The sequence below is a fragment of the Bradyrhizobium sp. S3.7.6 genome (assembly GCF_054061875.1).
In genome coordinates, this window is sequence record NZ_JBSSEQ010000001.1 from 7923753 (window position 1) to 7944805 (window position 21053).

The 21053-nt window shown below is 64.5% G+C and carries 20 protein-coding genes; 7 read left to right on the plus strand and 13 right to left on the minus strand.

Annotated features, from left to right (window positions below; translation table 11 throughout):
* Positions 1-51: 51 nt before the first annotated feature.
* Positions 52-933, plus strand: coding sequence for a metallophosphoesterase family protein (locus ACVJ5M_RS38285; protein ID WP_063985173.1), 882 nt, complete (start codon positions 52-54; stop codon positions 931-933).
* Positions 934-1067: 134 nt separating this feature from the next.
* On the opposite strand, the gene ACVJ5M_RS38290 is transcribed toward ACVJ5M_RS38285, so the two are convergent.
* From ACVJ5M_RS38290 to ACVJ5M_RS38300, 3 genes are all read right to left on the minus strand, one after another.
* Positions 1068-1622 (minus strand): hypothetical protein, encoded by a 555-nt coding sequence (locus ACVJ5M_RS38290; protein WP_028148626.1) that lies wholly within the window; start codon positions 1620-1622, stop codon positions 1068-1070.
* 183 nt (positions 1623-1805) lie between these two features.
* Positions 1806-2015 carry a DUF4170 domain-containing protein gene (locus ACVJ5M_RS38295; protein ID WP_008137787.1) on the minus strand — a complete coding sequence of 70 codons (210 nt, stop codon included), beginning with the start codon at positions 2013-2015 and terminating at the stop codon, positions 1806-1808.
* Between the two features lie 30 nt (positions 2016-2045).
* Positions 2046-3680 (minus strand): isocitrate lyase, encoded by a 1635-nt coding sequence (locus ACVJ5M_RS38300; RefSeq protein WP_063985174.1) that lies wholly within the window; start codon positions 3678-3680, stop codon positions 2046-2048.
* A 241-nt stretch (positions 3681-3921) separates the two neighbouring features.
* On the opposite strand from ACVJ5M_RS38300, the gene ACVJ5M_RS38305 reads away from it, so the two are divergent.
* Complete coding sequence (locus tag ACVJ5M_RS38305) at positions 3922-5367, plus strand: helix-turn-helix domain-containing protein (protein WP_063985175.1); 1446 nt, start codon at positions 3922-3924, stop codon at positions 5365-5367.
* Between the two features lie 209 nt (positions 5368-5576).
* Here ACVJ5M_RS38305 and ACVJ5M_RS38310 read toward each other — a convergent pair whose 3' ends face one another.
* On the minus strand, positions 5577-5870 hold the full coding sequence (locus ACVJ5M_RS38310) for an antibiotic biosynthesis monooxygenase (protein ID WP_014497428.1): 294 nt from the start codon (positions 5868-5870) through the stop codon (positions 5577-5579).
* Between the two features lie 224 nt (positions 5871-6094).
* On the opposite strand from ACVJ5M_RS38310, the gene ACVJ5M_RS38315 reads away from it, so the two are divergent.
* A complete protein-coding gene (locus tag ACVJ5M_RS38315; RefSeq protein WP_063985176.1) occupies positions 6095-6901 on the plus strand; it encodes a hypothetical protein in 807 nt (268 codons plus the stop codon).
* Positions 6902-7063: 162 nt separating this feature from the next.
* The gene (locus ACVJ5M_RS38320; protein ID WP_063985177.1) at positions 7064-7408 is read left to right on the plus strand and encodes a hypothetical protein; all 345 of its coding nucleotides are present in this window, start codon (positions 7064-7066) and stop codon (positions 7406-7408) included.
* A gap of 245 nt (positions 7409-7653) precedes the next feature.
* Here the strand turns inward: ACVJ5M_RS38320 and ACVJ5M_RS38325 are convergent, their stop codons facing one another.
* Positions 7654-8295: a tetratricopeptide repeat protein gene (locus ACVJ5M_RS38325; RefSeq protein ID WP_187387797.1), complete on the minus strand. Its 642-nt coding sequence runs from the start codon at positions 8293-8295 to the stop codon at positions 7654-7656.
* A 149-nt stretch (positions 8296-8444) separates the two neighbouring features.
* On the minus strand, positions 8445-9401 hold the full coding sequence (gene htpX / locus ACVJ5M_RS38330; RefSeq protein WP_063985179.1) for a zinc metalloprotease HtpX: 957 nt from the start codon (positions 9399-9401) through the stop codon (positions 8445-8447).
* Between the two features lie 334 nt (positions 9402-9735).
* Here htpX and ACVJ5M_RS38335 point away from each other — a divergent pair, with 334 nt between their 5' ends.
* From ACVJ5M_RS38335 to ACVJ5M_RS38345, 3 genes are all read left to right on the plus strand, one after another.
* Positions 9736-11037, plus strand: coding sequence for a lytic murein transglycosylase (locus ACVJ5M_RS38335; RefSeq protein WP_063985180.1), 1302 nt, complete (start codon positions 9736-9738; stop codon positions 11035-11037).
* A 242-nt stretch (positions 11038-11279) separates the two neighbouring features.
* The gene (locus ACVJ5M_RS38340) at positions 11280-11783 is read left to right on the plus strand and encodes a DUF1993 domain-containing protein (RefSeq protein WP_063985181.1); all 504 of its coding nucleotides are present in this window, start codon (positions 11280-11282) and stop codon (positions 11781-11783) included.
* 173 nt (positions 11784-11956) lie between these two features.
* On the plus strand, positions 11957-13057 hold the full coding sequence (locus ACVJ5M_RS38345) for an alkene reductase (protein ID WP_063985182.1): 1101 nt from the start codon (positions 11957-11959) through the stop codon (positions 13055-13057).
* A gap of 221 nt (positions 13058-13278) precedes the next feature.
* Here ACVJ5M_RS38345 and ACVJ5M_RS38350 read toward each other — a convergent pair whose 3' ends face one another.
* From ACVJ5M_RS38350 to glpD, 7 genes are all read right to left on the minus strand, one after another.
* Positions 13279-15021, minus strand: a complete 1743-nt coding sequence (locus tag ACVJ5M_RS38350; protein WP_063985183.1) for an ABC transporter substrate-binding protein — start codon at positions 15019-15021, stop codon at positions 13279-13281.
* Positions 15022-15151: 130 nt separating this feature from the next.
* On the minus strand, positions 15152-15481 hold the full coding sequence (locus ACVJ5M_RS38355; protein ID WP_063985184.1) for a DUF2160 domain-containing protein: 330 nt from the start codon (positions 15479-15481) through the stop codon (positions 15152-15154).
* Between the two features lie 10 nt (positions 15482-15491).
* Positions 15492-16298: a carbohydrate ABC transporter permease gene (locus tag ACVJ5M_RS38360; RefSeq protein WP_063985185.1), complete on the minus strand. Its 807-nt coding sequence runs from the start codon at positions 16296-16298 to the stop codon at positions 15492-15494.
* Positions 16298-17272 carry a carbohydrate ABC transporter permease gene (locus ACVJ5M_RS38365; protein ID WP_063985186.1) on the minus strand — a complete coding sequence of 325 codons (975 nt, stop codon included), beginning with the start codon at positions 17270-17272 and terminating at the stop codon, positions 16298-16300. Before ACVJ5M_RS38365 ends, ACVJ5M_RS38360 begins: the two co-directional genes overlap by 1 nt.
* Positions 17272-18357: an ABC transporter ATP-binding protein gene (locus ACVJ5M_RS38370; RefSeq protein ID WP_063985187.1), complete on the minus strand. Its 1086-nt coding sequence runs from the start codon at positions 18355-18357 to the stop codon at positions 17272-17274. Before ACVJ5M_RS38370 ends, ACVJ5M_RS38365 begins: the two co-directional genes overlap by 1 nt.
* Before the next feature lie 14 nt (positions 18358-18371).
* A complete protein-coding gene (locus ACVJ5M_RS38375) occupies positions 18372-19448 on the minus strand; it encodes an ABC transporter ATP-binding protein (RefSeq protein ID WP_063985188.1) in 1077 nt (358 codons plus the stop codon).
* The gene (glpD, locus tag ACVJ5M_RS38380) at positions 19445-20995 is read right to left on the minus strand and encodes a glycerol-3-phosphate dehydrogenase (RefSeq protein WP_063985189.1); all 1551 of its coding nucleotides are present in this window, start codon (positions 20993-20995) and stop codon (positions 19445-19447) included. The genes ACVJ5M_RS38375 and glpD overlap by 4 nt, the downstream gene beginning before the upstream one ends.
* Between the last annotated feature and the right edge of the window lie 58 nt (positions 20996-21053).

Below are 21053 nucleotides of genomic sequence, written 5' to 3' on the forward strand. Positions count from 1 at the left end.
TCCTCGCGACCTTGCCATTACAGCGGACGAATAGCGAGGCAATCGCGCGCCATGGCCCCCTTCACGCTCGCCCATCTGTCCGACCCGCATCTGCCCCCGTTGCCGAAGCCACGGCTGATCGAGCTCGCCGGCAAGCGCGCGCTCGGCTACGTCAACTGGACGCGCAACCGCCACAAATACCAGCGCCGCGAGGTGCTCGACGCGCTCGTCGCCGACGTCCAGGCGCAGACGCCCGACCACATCGCGGTCACAGGCGATCTCGTCAATCTGGCGCTGGAGGCGGAGTTCGCGCCGGCGCGCGCCTGGCTCGACGGCGTCGGTCCGCCCGACCGCGTCACCACCATTCCCGGCAATCACGATGCCTATGTCCACGCCACCTCTCACCGATTCGGCGAGATCTTTGCACCCTATCTTGCGGGCGACGACGGCAGCATCGGCTTTCCTTCGCTGCGCCGGCGCGGGCCGCTCGCGCTGATCAGCCTGTCCACGGCGGTGCCGACCCTGCCCCTGATGGCGACGGGTACGCTCGGCCGCGATCAGCTCGCATCCCTCGAAGCGGTCCTCGACCGCCTCGCCGCCGAGGACGCCTTCCGCGTGCTGCTGGTGCATCATCCCCTGAAGTCCGGCGCGCGCCAGAAACGGATGACCGATGCGGGTGCGCTGCTGGGACTGATCAAGCGCCACGGCGTCGAGCTGATCCTGCACGGGCACGACCACATTCATTCGACGATGTGGTTCGAGGGCCCCAACGGCAACATCCCCGCGGTCGGCGTGCCGTCGGCCTCCGCGCTCGCCCACGGGCGCTACCCGGCGGCAGCGTATAACCTGTTCACGATCGAGAAAGACAATGCCGGCTGGCGCTGCGAGCAGACGGTGCGGGGCCTCGGGTCCGGATTTCAGATCCGGCAGATCAAGCAGGCAAGGTTGATCTAGTTCGCCGTCATTGCGAGCCAACGGGTCCGCGCGAAGCGCGGCCCGATGACAGGCTCCGCGAAGCAATCCAGAGTTTCTCCGCGGAAAGATTCCTGGATTGCTTCGCCGCGCTCGCAATGACGACGGCGAGCGTCTCACCAGCTCCGCAGGGCCGCCAGCACGGCGAGGCCGAACAAGGCGGCCGCGCCGAAAATGAATCCGAACACGAACGGCCAGAGGCGCGAGCGGCGCGGCGGCTCGGCGGCCGCGGGCTTCGGCTCTGATGGCACCACCATGGCGTGCTCGCGCTCGATCATGCGGCGGGCGACGTAGTCGGTCACGGCTTCGACGATCATTGCGGTGTCGTGCGATTCGGCGAGCACGATGCGGCCGAAGCGGGTGTCCTGGACGAAGCGGTACATCCGCTTGTCGCGCCCCATCATGATGTGTGCGACGACATCGATCCAGAGTCTGGGCGTATCGCCCTGGCTGATGCCGCGATCGAACAGGTCGATCTGGTCGGGCACCTGCGCGAACAGGGGATCGAGCGCGTCATTGAGGATCTCCAGCCGCGCCACCTCCGCGTCGCGCAAATCGACGACCACACCGGTCCGGTCGGCGGCCTCGATCCGTGCGCGCAGCAGCGCGTCGCGCAGCCGCACCGGGCGCGGCTGGCTGGGATGGGTCCCGCTGGTCTCAGGCTCTGACATTGTCGGCCTCGTCCTCGACTTTACGCCATTAACCTATCAGCAACCACACCCTCCGCAAAGGGTCCACAATTCCAGAGACTTACGGCGCCCACAGCCGATTGACCTGTCCCAGAAACAGACGATCCCACCCGGCTTGCGCCGGATGGGACCCTCCGTCCTTGGACGTCTTCTTAGTTCAGATTGTCAGGCCGAAACCCGCGACGGCTCCTCCACGATCGAGAAGCGGACGCCGGCCTTGTGGCGGTTCTCTTCCGAGACCGAGCGCCAGGCATCCTCGGCTTCCTTGCGGGTCTTGAACGGACCCTGCACCTGGGCCGAGCCTTCCACGAGCTTGTGGAAGTTCATCGAACCGAACTCGCCGCCGATCACCCAGAAATTGCTGCCTTTGGTCATTGTCAGTCTCCTGTCGAATAGCGTGGTACGTTAGCCGAACTGGTTCATCGTATTGTGGGCGCCGCCCGCCTTCAGGGCAGCCTCGCCGGCGAAGTATTCCTTGTGGTCGTCGCCGATGTCGGAGCCGGCCATGTTCTGATGCTTGGCGCAGGCGATACCCTGGCGGATCTCGGCGCGCTGCACGTTCTTCACGTAGCCGAGCATGCCCTGGTCGCCGAAATATTCCTTCGCCAGATTGTCGGTCGAGAGCGCCGCCGTGTGGTAGGTCGGCAACGTGATCAGGTGATGGAAGATGCCGGCACGCTTGGCTGAGTCGGCCTGGAAGGTGCGGATGCGCTCGTCGGCTTCCTTCGCCAGCGGCGTATCGTCGTATTCCGGCTTCATCAGCTCGGCACGGTTGTACTTGCTGACGTCCTGGCCGGCTTCCTTCATTGCGTCGTAGACCTGCCAACGGAAGTTGAGGGTCCAGTTGAACGACGGCGAGTTGTTGTAGGCGAGCTTCGCGTTCGGAACCACCTTGCGGATCCGATCGACCATCTTGGCGATCTGCTCGATATGCGGCTTCTCGGTTTCGATCCAGAGCAGGTCGGCTCCGTTCTGCAGCGAGGTGATGCTGTCGAGCACGCAGCGGTCTTCGCCGGTGCCGGGACGGAACTGGTAGAGATTGGAAGGCAGCCGCTTCGGACGCATCATCTTGCCGTTACGGTTGATGATGACGTCGCCGTTGCGGGCGTTCTCCGGCGTGATTTCCTCGCAATCCAGGAAGCTGTTGTACTGATCACCGAGGTCGCCAGGCTTGTGGCTGACGGCGATCTGCTGCGTCAGGCCGGCGCCGAGCGAGTCGGTACGGGTCACGACGACACCGTCTTCGATGCCGAGCTCGAGGAACGCGTGGCGGCAGGCGCGGATCTTCGCCAGGAACACCTCGTGCGGCACGGTGACCTTGCCGTCCTGGTGACCGCACTGCTTTTCGTCCGAGACCTGGTTCTCGATCTGGAGCGCGCAGGCGCCCGCTTCGATCATCTTCTTGGCGAGCAGATAGGTCGCCTCCGCGTTGCCGAAGCCCGCGTCGATGTCGGCGATGACGGGCACGACATGGGTCTGGAAGTTGTCGATCTTCTCGATCAGCTCCTTCTCCCTGGTCTTGTCGCCTTCCTTGCGCGCCTTATCGAGGCTGCGGAAGATGTCGTTCAGCTCACGCGAGTCGGCTTGGCGCAGGAAGGTGTAGAGCTCCTCGATCAGGGCGGGCACCGAGGTCTTCTCGTGCATCGACTGGTCGGGCAGCGGGCCGAATTCGGAGCGCAGCGCCGCGATCATCCAGCCGGACAGGTACAAATAGGTGCGATCGGTCTTGCCGCCGAAGTGCTTCTTGACCGAGATCAGCTTCTGCTGCGCGATGAAGCCGTGCCAGCAGCCCAGCGACTGGGTGTACTTGGTCGGATCGTTGTCATAGGCCGCCATGTCGGCCCGCATCAAAGCCGCGGTGTAGCGGGCGATGTCCAGGCCGGTCTTGAAGCGGTTCTGCAGGCGCATGCGCGCGACGGCCTCGGCCGACACCCCGTTCCAGGTCGGCTGGGTCTTGAGGAGCGCCTGGGCTGCCTCGATCTCGCTCTGATACGAGGCCGGGCTCTGCAGGGCGTTGATGCCACGGGGCTGGTAATTCATCTGCTCGATCCTTTCGCTGATGACAACTCAACTTGTCATCGACATTTTTGACAGTGCATTGCGAAATGCGTGTCATGAGCTAAACGCCAGAAAGCGAAGTTCGTACAGAGGCCTTGTATTCGAATGGTGATGTCATGTAACATCAGAACATGTAATAGATGTTATTTTGTAAATCTTGTAAAGAATATGAGTCAACAAGACTGTCCTTGATGTGCCTGTTATTCCGTTGGGAGATCTGAAAATGCCCGCCGTATCAGGGAAAAAACTGTTCGTCGGCCCGCGCTTCCGGCGGATCCGGCAGCAATTGGGGCTGTCGCAGACCCAGATCGCCGAGGGGCTCGGGATCTCGCCGAGCTACGTCAATCTGATCGAGCGCAACCAGCGCCCGGTGACGGCGCAGATCCTGCTGCGGCTGGCCGAGACCTATGACCTCGACCTGCGCGACCTCGCGACCGCCGACGAGGACCGCTTCTTCGCCGAGCTGAACGAGATCTTCTCCGATCCGCTGTTCCGCCAGATCGACGTTCCCAAGCAGGAACTGCGCGACCTTGCCGAGCTCTGTCCCGGCGTCACCCATGCGCTGCAACGGCTCTATGCCGCCTATGCCGAGGCCCGCCAGGGCGAGACCTTGGCCGCGGCGCACATGGCCGACCGCGACGTCGGCACGCGCTATGAGGCCAATCCCGTCGAGCGCGTGCGCGAGCTGATCGAGGCCAACCGCAATTATTTTCCGGAGCTGGAGCAGGCCGCGGAGACGCTTCGCGACGAACTGAACGTGCCGGCCGAAGGGCTCTATGCCGCGCTATCCGCACGCCTGCGCGAAAAGCATTCGATCCAGACCCGCATCATGCCGGTCGACGTGATGCGCGAGACGCTCAGGCGTTTCGACCGCCATCGCCGCCAGCTCCTGATCTCCGAGCTGGTCGATCCGCCCGGCCGCGCGTTCCAGCTCGCCTTCCAGCTGGGCCTGGGCGAATGCGCGCAAGCCCTGGAGACCATCATCGGCCGCGCCGGCCCGCTCGACGACGCGCCACGCCGCCTGTTCCGCATCACGCTCGCCAACTATTTTGCGGCGGCCGTGATGATGCCCTACCCGGCCTTCCTCGCCGCGGCGGAGGCCTTGAACTACGACATCCACGTGCTGGCGCAGCGCTTCAACTCCGGCTTCGAGCAGGTCTGCCATCGCCTCACCACGCTGCAACGGCCGAACGCGCGCGGCATTCCGTTCTTCCTGCTGCGCGTCGACAATGCCGGCAACGTGTCGAAACGCTTTTCGTCCGGCACGTTCCCGTTCTCGAAATTCGGCGGCACCTGTCCGTTGTGGAACGTGCACTCGACCTTCGACACGCCGGATCGCCTGTTGAAGCAGGTGATTGAGCTGTCCGACGGCACGCGCTATTTCTCGATCGCGCAGATGGTGCGACGCCCCGTCGCGCCGCATCCGCTGCCGCAGCCGCGCTTCGCCATCGGCCTCGGCTGCGAGATCCGTCACGCCGCCCGCCTCGTCTACGCCTCCGGCCTGGATTTGGAGAAAACGGAGGGCACGCCGATCGGCGTCAACTGCCGCCTCTGCGAACGCGAAAACTGCGCCCAGCGCGCCGAGCCGCCGATCACGCGCACGCTGATTTTGGATGAGACGACAAGACGGGTGTCGAGTTTCGCGTTCTCGAATGCACGGGAGTTGTGAGGCACACCGCTGTCATGCCCCGCGACCCGGCTACGCCAAGGCTTCGCCGCGGCTGCGGTCCAGGGGCGCCGAAGCTTTAGCGTAGGCGGCAGGCGGGGCATCCAGTACGCCGCGGCTTATCGGTTCGATCACAGCCGTCTCGGAGTACTGGATCGCCCGGTCAAGCCGGGCGATGACAGTTGAGTGTGAGGCGAGAGCGATCCGTCCACCTACGCCAGCGTATGCACGATCACCGGCCCGGCTGCGGCGCTCGCGTGCCCTGCGAGCAGCGGCCCCAGATCCTTCTCGATCCAGGCGATCGCTCGCCGGTTCGCCTCCTCCGCCTGCTCGAACTTGTCGAAGATGGAGATGGCGGTGACCGTGTCGTCGCCGGCATAGACGACGTAGTAGGCACGGAAACCGTCGACGTCGCTGATGATCGGAACGGCGCCGTCCTTGATGCGGCGCGCCAGCTCTTCGGCGCTCCCGCTTTTCGCCTTGGCCTGACGGATGGCGGCATACATGGCATCCTCCTCCGGCTATTGCTGTCGGGCATGTGCCCGGCTTCGATCCTACGCCGAAGCGCGCGACCAATCCACGCTTGGTTAACCCGCCACTAATCCATTCCCGCGATCTGCAACCAACGGTTAAGCACGCCTCAACATCGGTGCCTTAGTCTCGCCCCACTCACTTTTCGCAAACGGCGGCGGCCTATTCTGCCGGGTGAAGTGACAACAGGGGGTTCATCATGCGCGCTGCGCTGCTGCTGACCGCGACCGTTGTGGGCGCGCTCTTCGCCAATCCATCCCATGCCGGATCGCTCGACGCGTCGGCCGGGGCAGCGCAGGTGCTGCCGCCGGGCTTCCAGAGCTACCGCGGCTACATGTTCGACCTGACGGAGAATTCCGAGCGCAAGGACGTCGACAAGCTCACCGACAATCTGAAGCAGCAGATCGACGTCGTCGAGGCTTCCGGCCTGTCGCCGCGCGTGCTGCGCTTCTTCCACACCGTTCCGATCGTCGCGAGCGAGCTCGCCTGCCTCGACGAAGGCGCCGCGACCGCATGCTACGGCCGGGTCACGCCGGATATCCAGCGCACCGCACCCCGGACGCTGACGGTCTGGGACCCCGACAAGCAGCGCTGGACCAATCCGAACGCCGTCGACCTCGCGGTCGATTCGGGCCTCGGCGTGATCATGCTGCGGCCGGACATGATGCGCTACGAGAAGGAAGCCGTGCTGCTGCACGAGCTGCTGCACGCCTATCACGCGCGGCTGTTGCCGGACGGCTACGCCAACAAGGGCGTGATCGGCTATTTCGCCCTTGCCAAGTCCAAGGACCTGTTGCCCAAGGAATCCTATGCGATGAAGAATCCCATGGAATTCTTTGCCGTGACCGCCAGCATCTTCCTGGCCGGCAAGAGCGAATTCCACGACCCGAAGTCGCGCGAGGCGCTCAAGGAGAAGATGCCGGACTATTACAAATATCTGGTCGGCGTGTTCGGCTTCGACCCCGATCCGGCACCGGCGAGCGGACCGGTTGCCTCGCTGAAATAAGGCGTCTGCGCCAAGCCACCCCAGAAAGCCGCGCAAAAATGCGCGGCTTTTTTGGTTTGGTAACCGGAAGCTGCGGATGACGCACCGCCGGGAATTGCCAAGGCGGGGCCCGATCTGCATAGTCCCGCCCGCATCGATACCGTTTTAAGAGGATAGAACAACATGGCGGACGCCGACCTGGATGTCGTGATCCGGCAACTGGCCAGACAGCTGCATACGGGCCTTTTGACCCGCGCCAAGGAGCGCCGGGATCGCTTCAACGGCCTTGCGGCCAAGGCCAAGGGCAAGGAGACCGGCGACCGCTTCAAGATGATGGCCAAGGCCACGATGGAGCAGGCCACCGCCGCCGCCAAGCGCCTCCAGATGTCCGCCGACAACGTCGCCGACAGCTACGCCCGCTCGATGCGCCTCGTCGCCAGCACGCCGATCCCGGCGAAGGTGGAGAAGAAGGCGAAGGAGAAGCCGGTGAAAAAGGCGAAGAAGGCCAAAGCCAAGAAAGCGAAGTAAGCGCGCACTTTCTTCCTTCTCCCCTTGTGGGAGAAGGTGGCATAGGCGGCCTTCGGCCGCCGTTCTTAAGAACGCCGAAGCGAAGCTTCGGCTATGGCGCCGGATGAGGGGTTCTTTCCGCGTACTCGTCTGCGAGAGGATCAATCGTGGAGAGATACCCCTCACCCGTCTCGCCGCTATCGCGGCGAGCCACCCTCTCCCGCAAGGGGAGAGGGTTGCAGCGGCGAATGCGGCTCTAGATATCTCTACCGCCTCGGCGCGGGGGCCTGGTTCGGCTCGGCGCTCGCGAGCTCGGCGAGCTTGGCGCGGGCTGCGTCGCGGGTGCGGTCGTCCTTGCCGGCCGGCAGCGCGAGAGCGGCTTCGAAATCGGCGCGTGCGTCGTCGGCCTGGCCGCGGGCGAGGAATGCAAGGCCGCGGTCGAGGCGGGCCTGCGCATCCGACGGGTCGAGACGGACCGCCGTGTTGTAGCTCAGGATGGCGCGATCGAGATCGCCGGTGGCGGCGAGCGCGAGACCGCGTTGGTGATAGGGCGCGGCGTGCCTGGGATCATGCGCGATCGCCTCGTCGTAATCCTCGATGGCAAGCTCCAGGTCGCCGTTCTGCCGGCGCGCCTGCGCCCGGTCGCGATACAGCGAGGCGCGGTTGGGATTGAGGTGGATGGCCTCGTCGAAATCCGCGATCGCCCGCCGCCAGTCGCCGTGGCGCAACGCGATCCGTCCGCGCCCTTCATAGGCGAACGCGATCAGCGATCCCCGCAGCGGCGAGAATCCGATCACCGCCGAGCAGATGTCGGGCTCGTCCTCGTCCCCGCAATTGACGACCGTGTGCGTGGACAGGCCAATGAGCACGCCCAGGACGATCAACAATGGTACCGCAGCTTTGGTCATCTTCGACCGTGGCAGGCAGAGGACCGGCCACGCATCCCCTTTCGAAGGAACAGTCTCGCCATGGTGTTAACACCGGCCGGGACCATCCTGTGTGCGCCAGGTCACAAAAGCCGGTCACAAAGCCGGGCGCGATTCCGGCCGGTTCCGCATCAGCCCCAAGGGCCACGGGAAGGACCAGGTGAAGGGCCGCGTGAGGACGACTGCCCCCACGGGCTCCGCGGCGGATAGTTTTCGTTGGCGCCGACCGACGGAGATGCCTGCGCGCCGAGCTCGGCCGCGAGCTGCTGGAGCGCCGCGATGCGGTTCTGCGTCGAAGGATGGGTGGCGAACAGATTGTCCACACCATGGCCCGACAGCGGGTTGATGATGAACATGTGCGCGGTCGCGGGGTTTCTCTCGGCATCGTAGTTCGGGACCTGATGCGCGGCGCCTTCGATCTTCAGCAGCGCCGACGCCAGCCACATTGGCTGGCCCGCAATGCGCGCGCCGAGATTGTCCGCGGCGTATTCGCGGGTACGGCTGATCGCCATCTGCACCAGCATGGCGCCGATCGGGGCGAGGATCATCATCAGGATCGAGCCGACGATGCCGGGGCCGTTGTTGTCGCGATGGCCGCCGAAGAACATGCCGAACTGCGCCAGCATCGAGATCGCGCCGGCGATGGTCGCGGTAACAGTCATCAGCAGCGTGTCGTGATGCTTGATATGCGCGAGCTCGTGCGCGATCACGCCGGCAAGTTCCTCGCGGCTGAGCTGATGCACAAGGCCGGTGGTGACGGCGACCGCGGCATTCTGCGGGTTGCGCCCGGTCGCGAACGCGTTGGGCTGCGCCTCGTCCATTACGAACACACGCGGCATCGGCAGCGAGGCGCGGCCCGCAAGCTCGGCGACGAGCCCGACCAGCTCCGGCGCGCTGGCGCGGTCGACCTCATGGGCGCCGTACATGCGGAGCACCATGCGGTCGGAGTTCCAGTAGGTGAAGAGATTGGTCGCGGCGGCAATGACGAGCGCGATCATGGCGCCGGTGGCACCGCCGATCAGATAGCCGACGCCCATGAACAGGGCGGTGAGGCCGGCGAGCAGCATTGCGGTACGCAGATAGTTCATGGCCGTCTCCCAGGGCGGCCGCGGGCAAACCTCTGGCCGGCGCTATTCAGGTAGGGATGACCCCGGCCCGGGTGCAAGGTTTCAAGGTGCGTCGCGGGGCCGCGGCTATGCCCAACATTGCATTTCCGTCATGCCCGGGCTTGTCCCGCCTGCGCGGCCGAAGCCGCTTCGGCGCGGCGAAGGCCCGGGCATCCACGTTCTTCCTCTACACAAGGCCCGAAAGGCGTGGATGGCTGGGACAAGCCCGGCCATGACGAAGGGATGGTTTGAGGCGCTCAATTCACTTAAGCTTTAGCAAGATTCCACACGCGCCCTTCTCCCCGCCGGAAACCTCATGCTCCAGACCCGATTTGCGATCGCGGCCGCCGCTCTGCTCGCCTTCGCCCTCCCCGCCTCCGCCCAGTTCGCGCCACCACCCGCCAAGCCCATCGCGCCCAAAGCCACAACCCCGTCGCCGCGCGCGGCCTCGTGCCACAATGGCACGAGCTTCGATCGCTTCCTGGCCGACGTGAAAAAGCAGGCCGTTACCGCCGGCGTGTCGCAGCGGACGATATCGGAAGCCTCGCCCTACCTCGTCTACGACCAGGGCATCGTCAATCGCGACCGCGGCCAGCGCGTGTTCGGCCAGCTCTTCACCGAATTTGCCGGCCGCATGGCCGCGCCCTATCGCATGCAGAACGGCCAGCAGCACATCAAGAGCCACGCGGCTGCGTTCGCACGCGCCGAAAAGGAATACGGCGTGCCGCCGGCGGTGATCGCCGCGTTCTGGGGCCTCGAGAGCGATTTCGGCGTCAACATGGGCAATCTGCCGACGCTGAAATCACTGGTGTCGCTGGCCTATGACTGCCGGCGCTCGGAGATGTTCGTGAACGAGACCATCGCCGCGCTGAAGATCATCGATCGTGGCGATCTCACACCCGACGAGATGGTCGGCTCCTGGGCCGGCGAGCTCGGGCAGACGCAATTCCTGCCCGTGCATTACGTCAACTACGCCGTCGACTATGACGGCGACGGACGGCGCGATCTCTTGCGCAGCGAGGACGACGTGATCGGCTCGACCGCGAACTACATCGCCAACGGATTGAAGTGGCGGCGCGGCGAGCCGTGGCTCGAAGAGATCAAGGTGCCGCAGAACCTGCCCTGGGATCAGACCGACCTCACGGTGCAGCAGCCGCGCTCGAAATGGTCGCAGTTGGGAGTCACCTATCCCGACGGCCGTCCGCTGCCGAACGACAATCTCGCGTCGTCCGTGCTGCTGCCGATGGGACGCAATGGACCTGCCTTCATGGCGTATGCGAATTTCGCGGCCTACACCGAGTGGAATAATTCGCTGATCTATTCGACCACCGCGGGTTATCTCGCCACGCGCATCGCGGGCGCGGCTCCGATGCGCAAGCCGGCCCAACCGGTCGCGCAACTGCCGTTCAACGAACTCAAGCAATTGCAGCAGCTCCTGGTCCAGGCCGGCTTCAACGTCGGCAAGGTCGACGGTGTGCTGGGCCAGCAGAGCCGTGCCGCCGTGAAGGCGATGCAGATCAAATACGGCCTGCCCGCCGATTCCTGGCCGACCGCCGAGCTGCTCGCGCGGATGCGCGGCGGCACGGCCCAGGCGCAGCCGGCGGGGATGGTGCGCTAAGGCCTCTACTCTCCGTCATGCCCCGCGAAGGCGGGGCATCCAGTACTCCGAGACAGCGCGGCCGGAATCGAACCGCTGCGGCGTACTGGATCGCCCGCCTTCGCGGGCGATGACACTGCGGGTGTGGCTCGCTAGAATTTTCGCACCGCACAAGCCGCTCTCGCGATTGTAATTTTCTGTGATGCTCCCATGTGAGTGGCTCAGGTTTCTCCTGAGATTTCCCATTCACAAGCGAGCATCACATGTCCTTCCACGACGCCGTCGTCCCCGCGTACTTGCAAATGCTGAACAGCCTGACCGGCCTGCTCACCAAGGCTGAGGCGCATTGCGCGGCCAAAAAGATCGACCCGGGCGTCCTGCTCGGCTCGCGCCTCTTCCCGGACATGCTGCCGCTGTCGAAGCAGATCCAGCTCGCCAGCGATTTCGCCGCCAAGGGCTGCGCCAGGCTGACCCATAGCGAGGTGCCTTCGATGCCCGACACGGAAAAGACGTTTGAGGAGCTGAAGCAGCGGCTCGCCAAGACGATCGACTACGTGAAATCGTACAAGCCGGAGCAGTTCGAAGGCGCCGACACCAAGGACGTGACCTTCCCGGCGGGCCCGGACCGGACCATGACGCTCAAGGGCCAGCAGTTCTTCAGCGGGGTCTCGCTGCCGAACTTCTATTTCCACGCCACCACCGCTCACGGCATCATGCGTCACAACGGCGTCGAGATCGGCAAGCGCGATTTCCTCGGCGCGAACTGAGGGATCGCAGGCCGTGGAAGCGCAAATCCGCTGTCATGGCCGGGATTGCACATGAATCATGCTACGCGGGCCAGGCCGCGTAGCTCGCCTGCACTTTCCGTATGGCTCCTCCCTTGCGCTGATTGTCGCGATGCACAAGTGTTCGTGATCTCTCACCGCCTGGAAGCATTCCCATGAGCCGCCCGACCAAATTGCTAGAGACCTACAAGCTCGGCCCGATCACGCTGGCCAACCGCCTCGTGATGGCGCCGCTGACGCGCAACCGCGCAGCGCCCGGCACGTTCGTGCCGAGCCCGCTTGCCGCCGATTATTACGGCCAGCGCGCCTCCGCAGGTCTCCTGGTCACCGAAGCGAGCCAGATCTCACAGCAGGGCCAGGGCTACCAGGACACGCCCGGCATCTACAGCAAGGACCAGGTCGCCGGCTGGCGCAAGGTCACCGACCGCGTGCATGAGCGCGGCGGCAAGATCTTCATCCAGCTCTGGCATGTCGGCCGCATCTCGCATGTCGATCTCCAGGCCAATGGCGCAGCCCCGGTGGCGCCGAGCGCGATCCGCGCCAAGGGCAAGACCTTTGTCAACGGCACTTTTGCCGACGTCTCCGAACCCCGCGCGCTCGAGCTCTCCGAACTTCCCGGCATCATCGATGACTTCAAGCGCGCCACCAAGAATGCGCTCGAGGCCGGATTCGACGGCGTCGAAATCCACGGCGCCAACGGCTATCTGCTCGACCAGTTCGCAAGGGACGGTGCCAACAAGCGCACCGATGCTTACGGCGGCTCCATCGAGAACCGCGCGCGGCTGATGCTGGAGGTTTCCAGGGCTGTTGCCGCCGAGGCCGGCGCCGACCGCACCGGCATCCGCATCTCGCCGGTGACGCCAGCCAACGACCTCTCCGACTCCAATCCGCAGGCCTTGTTCGATCACATCGTCGACGGTCTCAACGCGCTCAAGCTCGTCTATCTGCACGTGGTCGAAGGCGCCACCGGCGGCCCGCGCGACATCGCGCCGTTCGACTATGCGGGCCTGCGCAAGCGCTTCACCGGCGCCTACATCGCCAACAACGGCTACGACTTCGATCTCGCGACCAAGGTGCTGGACGCGAACGCGGCCGATCTCATTGCCTTCGGCAAGCCGTTTATCTCCAACCCCGACCTGGTCGAGCGGCTGAAGACGGGCGCGGCGCTGAACGACTGGGACAAGAACACGTTCTACGGCGGCGGCGCGAAGGGCTACACGGATTATCCGACGCTCGCGGCCGAGCCGGCGGAGTAAGTACCAACCACACGACGGCTGTCATGCCCCGCGAAGGCGGGGCATCCAGTACGCCGCGGCTCTTCGGTTCAATCACGACCGTCTCTGGAATACTGGATCGCCCGATCAAGTCGGGCGATGACAGCGAGTGTGTAGTCGGCACAATCGCCATTCTCGACATCCGCCAGGAAAAAGGCCGGGATCGCTCCCGGCCTTTCGTGTTTGATGACGCTATGCGCCGCTTACTTCGCTTCCGCGCGCTTGGGCGGGGATGCCGGCCACGACTTGATCAGCGTGTCGTAGTCGACCGTCTCACCCTTCGGCTTCTCGTTGGCGAGCTTGCGCTGCGGTGCGATGGTGCCGTCCTTCTGGGCCTTGGCGTACCAGTACTCGGCGGTCTCCTTCTTGTGCAGCTTCGGACCGCAGGCGCCCTGCACGCCGGACTTCTCGAGGCGCTCCATGACGGAGTCCTGAGCGGCCGCGAGTGCATCCATCGCGGCTTGCGGCGTCTTCGCACCGGACGACGCATCGCCGATGTTCTGCCACCAGAGCTGCGCGAGCTTCGGATAGTCAGGCACGTTGTTGCCGGTCGGGGTCCACTGCACGCGCGCGGGCGAGCGGTAGAACTCGATCAGGCCGCCGAGCTTCGGCGCACGCTCGGTGAACGACTTGTCCCAGATGTCGGATTCACGGATGAAGGTGAGACCGACATGGCTCTTCTTCAGCGACACCGTCTTGGAGACGATGAACTGGAGATAGAGCCAGGCCGCCTTGCGGCGGTCAGCCGGGGTCGACTTCAACAGCGTGAGCGAGCCGGCGTCCTGGTAGCCGAGCTTCATGCCTTCCTTCCAGTACGAGCCGTGCGGCGACGGAGCCATACGCCATTTCGGCGTACCGTCCGCGTTCATCACGGCGATGCCCGGCTTCACCATGTCGGCGGTGAAGGCGGTGTACCAGAACATCTGCTGGGCGATGTTGCCCTGCGCCGGCACGGGACCGGACTCGGAGAAGGTCATGCCCTGGGCCTGCGGCGGAGCATACTTCTTCATCCACTCGAGGTACTTGGTGATCGAGTAGACCGCGGCCGGACCGTTGGTGTCGCCACCGCGATCGACCGAGGAGCCGACCGGACGGCAGCCTTCCATGCGGATGCCCCATTCGTCGACCGGCAGACCGTTCGGAATGCCCTTGTCACCGTTGCCGGCCATCGACAGCCAGGCGTCGGTGAAACGCCATCCGAGCGACGGGTCCTTCTTGCCATAGTCCATATGGCCGTAGACCTTGACGCCGTTGATCTCCTTGATGTCGTTCGTGAAGAACTCGGCGATGTCTTCATAGGCCGACCAGTTCACGGGCACGCCGAGCTCGTAGCCATACTTGGCCTTGAACTTGGCCTTGTAGTCCGCGTTGGTGAACCAGTCGTAGCGGAACCAATAGAGGTTCGCGAACTGCTGGTCGGGCAGCTGATAGAGTTTGCCGTCCGGCGCGGTGCCGAACGACTTGCCGATGAAGTCGTTGACGTCGAGCTGGGGATCGGTGACGTCCTTGCCCTCGCCGGTCATGTAGTCCGACAGCGCGATGGTCTGGCCGTAGCGGAAGTGTGTGCCGATCAGATCGGAATCGTTGATCCAGCCGTCATAGACGTTCTTGCCGGACTGCATCTGGGTCTGCAGCTTCTCGACGACGTCACCTTCCTGGATGATGTCGTGCTTGAGCTTGATGCCGGTGAGCTCGGAGAACGCCTTTGCCAGCGTCTGCGACTCGTATTCGTGGGTCGCGATGGTCTCGGAGACGACGTTGATCTCCATGCCCTTGAAGGGCTCGGCGGCCTTGGCGAACCACTCCAGCTCCTTCTTCTGCTCGTCCTTTGACAGCGTCGAGGGCTGGAATTCCGCAATCCACTTCTGGATCGCGGCGTCGTCGGCGGCGCGGACCGGCGCCGAGACGGCGAACGACACCGCCACGATGGCGGCGGCGCTGGACATGGTCAGAAAGCTATTCTTGGTCAATGGACCTTTCCTTCTCCTAAACTGTCGCATGTTGTTCCTCCGTTGCAGCGACAAAATTTTATACAGGCCCGGGTTGCCCCCGGATCTGGCCGTCCCTTCGCGAGCTTCAGACCGTGCGAAAAATGAGCACGGCCGTGGCCAGCGAAATCCCACTTGCGAGCCACAGGCTCGAGATCTCAAAACCTTCCTCGCCGATCGGCAGGGTGGCGAGCGTGTCGGTGCCGGCGAAGGCGATCCACAGAAGGTGGATGACGGCCGCCGTGATCAAGGAGATGAACAGGCGGTCGCCCCGCGTCGTCGGAATGCTGAGCACGCCGACGCGCTCGGCTTCGGGATAGACCGCGGCGAGGCACGTCATGACCGCGAGGGTGGAGGCGAGCGCCACGAAGAAGATCGCCGTCGGCAGCGTCCAGGCCATCCATGCAATAGATTCCATCGATGCCTCCCTAGACCCGACCGAGCGCGAAACCGCTCGCGATGTAATTGCGGACGAACCAGATCACGAGCGCGCCTGGGATGATGGTAAGCACGCCGGCCGCGGCCAGCAGGCCCCAGTCCATGCCCGCAGCCGACACCGTACGCGTCATGATCGCCGCGATCGGTTTTGCCTGCACCGAGGTCAGCGTCCGCGCGAGCAGGAGCTCGACCCAGGAAAACATGAAGCAGAAGAAGGCGGCGACGCCGATGCCGCTCGCGATCAGCGGCACCAGGATCCTGATGAAGAAGCGCGGAAAGGAATAGCCGTCGAGGAAGGCGGTCTCGTCGATCTCGCGCGGCACGCCGGAGACGAAGCCTTCGAGGATCCACACCGCCAGCGGAACGTTGAAGATGCAATGCGCGAGCGCGACCGCCCACGGCGTATCGAACAGGCCGATCGCCGAATAGAGGTTGAAGAACGGCAGCGCATAGACCGCCGCCGGGGCCATGCGGTTCGACAGCAGCCAGAAGAACAGGTGCTTGTCGCCGAGGAAGCGGTAGCGCGAGAACGCGTAGGCCGCGGGCAGCGCCACCGAGATCGAGATGATGGTGTTGAGGACGACGTATTTGAGCGAGTTGATGTAGCCGGAGTACCAGCTCTCGTCGGTGAAGATGCGCTTGTAATGCTGCAGCGTCGGCGCATGTGGCCACAGCGTCATCGTCGAGACGATTTCTGCGTTGGTCTTGAAGCTCATGTTGACGAGCCAGTAGATCGGCAACAACAGGAAGATCAGAAACAGCGCCATGATGACGCGGCGGCCGGGAATTGAGTGCATCAGGCCACTCCTTCCTTTGGCTTGAGTGCAGTCACGGGCTTGAGCACGGCCGAAGGCTTGGGCTCCGTCGCCGGCTCGGTCTCGGCCTGGACTTTGCGTTCGACGCCGGCATTGGTCATGACGGTATAGAAGATCCAGCAGACGATCAGGATGATCAGATTATAGACCAGCGAGAGCGCCGCGGCCTTGCCGAGGTCGAACTGGCCGAGCGCGATCTTGACGAGCTCGATCGACACGAAGGTCGTCGAGTTGCCGGGTCCGCCACCCGTCACCACGAACGGCTCGGTGTAGATCATGAACGAGTCCATGAAGCGCAGCAGCACGGCGATCAGGAGCACGCGGTTCATCTTCGGCAGCTGGATCGCCTTGAACACAGCCCAGCGCGAGGCGCCGTCGATCTGAGCTGCCTGGTAATAGGCCTCGGGGATCGACTTCAGGCCGGCGTAGCACAGCAGCGCGACCAGGCTGGTCCAGTGCCAGACGTCCATCACGATGACGGTAACCCAGGCATCGACGGCGTTGGAGACGTAGTTGTAGTCGATGCCGATCGCATTGAGCACATAGCCCATCAGACCGATGTCGGGCCGGCCGAAGATCTGCCAGATCGTGCCGACCACGTTCCACGGAATCAGCAGCGGCAGCGCGAGGATGACGAGGCAGGCCGCCACCGTCCAGCCCTGACGCGGCATCGACAGCGCGATGACGATGCCGAGCGGCACCTCGATCGCGAGGATCACCATCGAGAAGAACAGATTGCGGCCGAGCGAGGCGAGGAATCGGCCGCCGAGATCGGTCGATGGATCGAGCAGCTCCTTGAACCAGCCGACGCCGTTCCAGAAGAACTGGTTGTTGCCGAAGGTGTCCTGCATCGAATAGTTCACGACCGTCATCAGCGGCAGCACCGCCGAGAAGGCCACGACCAGGAACACCGGCAGCACCAGGAACCAGGCTTTTTGGTTGACGGTCTTGTCCATCAGGCGGCTCCCTCCACCAGAAGGCTGTCGGCATAGACGTGGACATGCGCCGGATCGAACTTCAGCCCGGCGGTACCGTCCGCGCTGGTGAAGCCCGCCGGCGCGCGCGCCGCGATCTTGGCCTCGCCGATGCGGACGCGCGCGAAGCGGATGCGGCCGAGGTCGTCGATGCGGTCGATCTTCGCACTGAGCAATCCGGGTGCGGGCGCGACGGCGTCGACAAACTCCGGACGCACGCCGATCTCGATCTTGGCGCCGGCTGGCAGGCTGTCATAGCTGCGGTTGAGCGCGATGACATTCCCGCCGATGCGCGCCTCGCGACCCTTCACCTCGGCCGGCAGGATGTTCATGCCGGGCGAGCCGATGAAATAGCCCACGAACGTATGCGCCGGCTTGTCGAACAGCTCGGCGGGCGTGCCGCTCTGCACCACGCGGCCGTCATGCATGACGACAACGGTGTCGGCGAAGGTCAGCGCCTCGGTCTGGTCGTGGGTGACGTAGATCATCGTCAGGTCGAGCTCGCGATGCAACGCCTTCAGCTTGGAACGGAGCTGCCATTTCAGCTCGGGATCGATCACGGTCAGCGGCTCGTCGAACAGCACGGCGGCGACGTCGGAGCGGACCAGGCCGCGGCCGAGCGAGATTTTTTGCTTGGCATCCGCCGTGAGGCGCGTCGCCTTGCGATTGAGATAGGGCTCAAGGTCGAGCAGGCGGCCGATCTCGGCGACGCGCTTGTCGATCTCGGCCTTCGGCACGCCGCGGTTCTTAAGCGGGAACGCCAGGTTCTGCCCCACCGTCATGGTGTCGTAGATCACCGGAAACTGGAACACCTGGGCGATGTTGCGCTTCTGGGTTGACAGCGGTGTGATGTCCTGGCCGTCGAACAGGATTTTCCCCCGCGACGGCGTGATGATGCCGGAGATGACGTTGAGCAGCGTGGTCTTGCCGCAACCGGACGGGCCGAGCAGCGCGTAAGCACCGCCCTGCCGCCAGGTCATGGTCACCGGCTTCAGCGCAAAGCTGTCCTGCGGCGCATCATTGCCGCCGTAAGAGTGGGCGAGATCGACGAGGTCAATGCGGGCCATGTCGCATCTCCCCCTTACGAGCTCGGCGCGGCGACCAGACGGTCGGCCGCGTCGAAGACGAAGATATCATTGGGATCGAGCACGGCATCGATGGTCTGGCCGGGCTCAAACTCGTGCACGCCGTGCAGCACTGCCACCCAGTTCGATCCGTCGCGGGTCAGATGCACAAAACTCTCCGAACCGGTGATCTCGGTCACCGTCACCGTGGCGTGGAAGGCGTGGCGGTCGGTCTCGCCATTGGCGAGGGCGAGCTGATGCGCGCGGAAGCCGACGCGATAGGCGCCGTCGGCGAGCGATGAATAGAGCCCGGAGGCCGGCGCGGCGATGCCGCCTGCATATTGCACAGAGCCGTTCTTTTTCTCGATGCCGACGAGGTTGAGCGGCGGATCGGAGAACACCTGAGCGACACGCAGCGTCTGCGGACGGCGGTAGACGTTCGGCGTCTCGCCGATCTGGAGCGCCTGCCCCTCCCACATGCAGACCGTGTTGCCGCCGAGCAGCAGCGCCTCGGTCGGCTCGGTCGTGGCATAAACGAAGATCGCGCCGGACGCCTCGAAGATGCGCGGCAGCTCGGTACGAAGCTCCTCGCGCAGCTTGTAGTCGAGATTGGCGAGCGGTTCGTCGAGCAGCACGAGATCGGCGCCCTTCACCAGCGCGCGCGCCATCGCGGTGCGCTGCTGCTGGCCGCCGGAGAGCTGGAGCGGCGTGCGTTTCAGGAACGGCTCGAGCCGGAGCAGCCGCGCGGCTTCCGCCACGCGCTTCTCGATCTCTTCGCGCGGCTTGCCCTGCACGCGCAAGGGCGAAGCGATGTTCTCGTAGACCGTGAGCGAGGGGTAGTTGATGAACTGCTGATAGACCATCGCGACCGAACGCTTGCGCACGTCGACGCCGGTGACGTCCTTGCCGTTGACCAGCACCTTGCCCGTCGTCGGCTTGTCGAGGCCGGCGAGCAGCCGCATGATCGAGGTCTTGCCTGACAGCGTCGGCCCGAGCAGCACGTTGAGCGTCCCGCTCTCGAGCGTCAGCGAGACGTCGCGGATGTGCGGTATCCCCTCGACGGTCCGGGTCACATGATCGAGCGTCACGGTCATGGGCGTCCTCCCGCTTCCAGCAGGGGACTTTGCGGCACAGCGTGGGTTGCAATCCAGTCGTTCAATGCAGCAACCTCGTCGGCAGATAGTCGCAGGCCAAGTTTGGAGCGGCGCCAGACGATGTCTTCCGCCGTGACCGCCCATTCATTGGCCATGAGGTAGCGGACCTCGCGTTCGGTCAGTGTCGCGCCGAAGGCCTGGCCGAGATCGGCGACCGACTTGGCATCACCAAGCAGCTTGATGGCGCGGGTACCATAGGCGCGCGCGAGGCGCCGGGCATGCTCATGGCTGAGGAAGGGATAGCCGCGCTGGAGCTCGGCGATCAGGCCGTCGACGTCGGACACGCCCATGTCCCCGCCGGGCAGCGGCCATTTGCCGGTCCAGCCTTCGCGCGCTTTCGCACTGCGAAGATAGGGCGCGAGCCGTTCCAGCGCCTCTTCGGCGAGTCGGCGGTAGGTCGTAATCTTGCCGCCATAGATCGAGAGCAGCGGCACGCCGCCGGGTGTGTCGAGCTCGAACACGTAGTCGCGCGTCGCGGCCTTGGCTTCGCTGGCGCCGTCGTCATAAAGCGGCCGCACGCCGGAATAGGTCCAGACCACGTCCGCCGAAGTCACCGGCTTGGCCAGGTATTCGCTCGCGGCGGCGCAGAGGTACTCGATCTCTTCGGGCGTCGCCTTCACCTTGGAGGGATCGCCGTCATAATCGCGATCGGTGGTGCCGATCAGCGTGAAATCGTCCTGGTACGGGATCACGAAGATGATGCGGCCGTCGGCGTTCTGGAACATGTAGGCGCGGTCGTGGTCGTAGAGCTTTTTGACTACGATGTGCGACCCCTGCACCAGGCGCACCTTGGCCTTCGCGTTCACGCCAGCGCCGCGGCCGAGCACATCCTCGACCCAGGGGCCGCCGGCATTGACCACCGCGCGGGCCTGGATCTGCGAACGCTCGCCGGTCAGCGTGCTGACCATGCTGACGGTCCAGATGCCGCCGGACTGCTTGATATCCGTCGCGCGGGTGCGGGTGCGGATCTCGGCGCCCTTGTCCGCGGCATCGCGCGCGTTGAGCACGACGAGACGGGCGTCGTCGACGAAGCAGTCGGAATATTCGAACGCGCGGCTGTAGCGGTTCGGGATCAGCGGGCGGCCGACCTCGTCACGCCTGAGATCGACCGAACGCGTCGCCGGCAACAGGTGCCGGCCGCCGATATGGTCATAGAGGAAGAGGCCGAGGCGCAGCAGCCAGGCCGGACGCAGGCCGGCGTGATGCGGCAAAACGAAACGCAGGGGATGGATGATATGGGGCGCGATGCCCCAAAGGATCTCGCGCTCGATCAGCGCCTCGCGGACCAGGCGAAACTCGTAATATTCGAGATAGCGCAGGCCGCCATGCACCAGCTTGGTCGACCAGGACGAGGTCCCGCTCGCCAGATCGTTCATTTCGCACAGGAAAACCGTGTTGCCCCGGCCCACCGCGTCGCGCGCGATGCCGCAGCCGTTAACACCGCCTCCGATAATGGCGAGGTCGAAAATACGCTCCAACAGACGCATCCCCCGGCGACCGCTCGTTCCTTCGAGCGACTACTTTCGTTTTTGATTAGATCACACC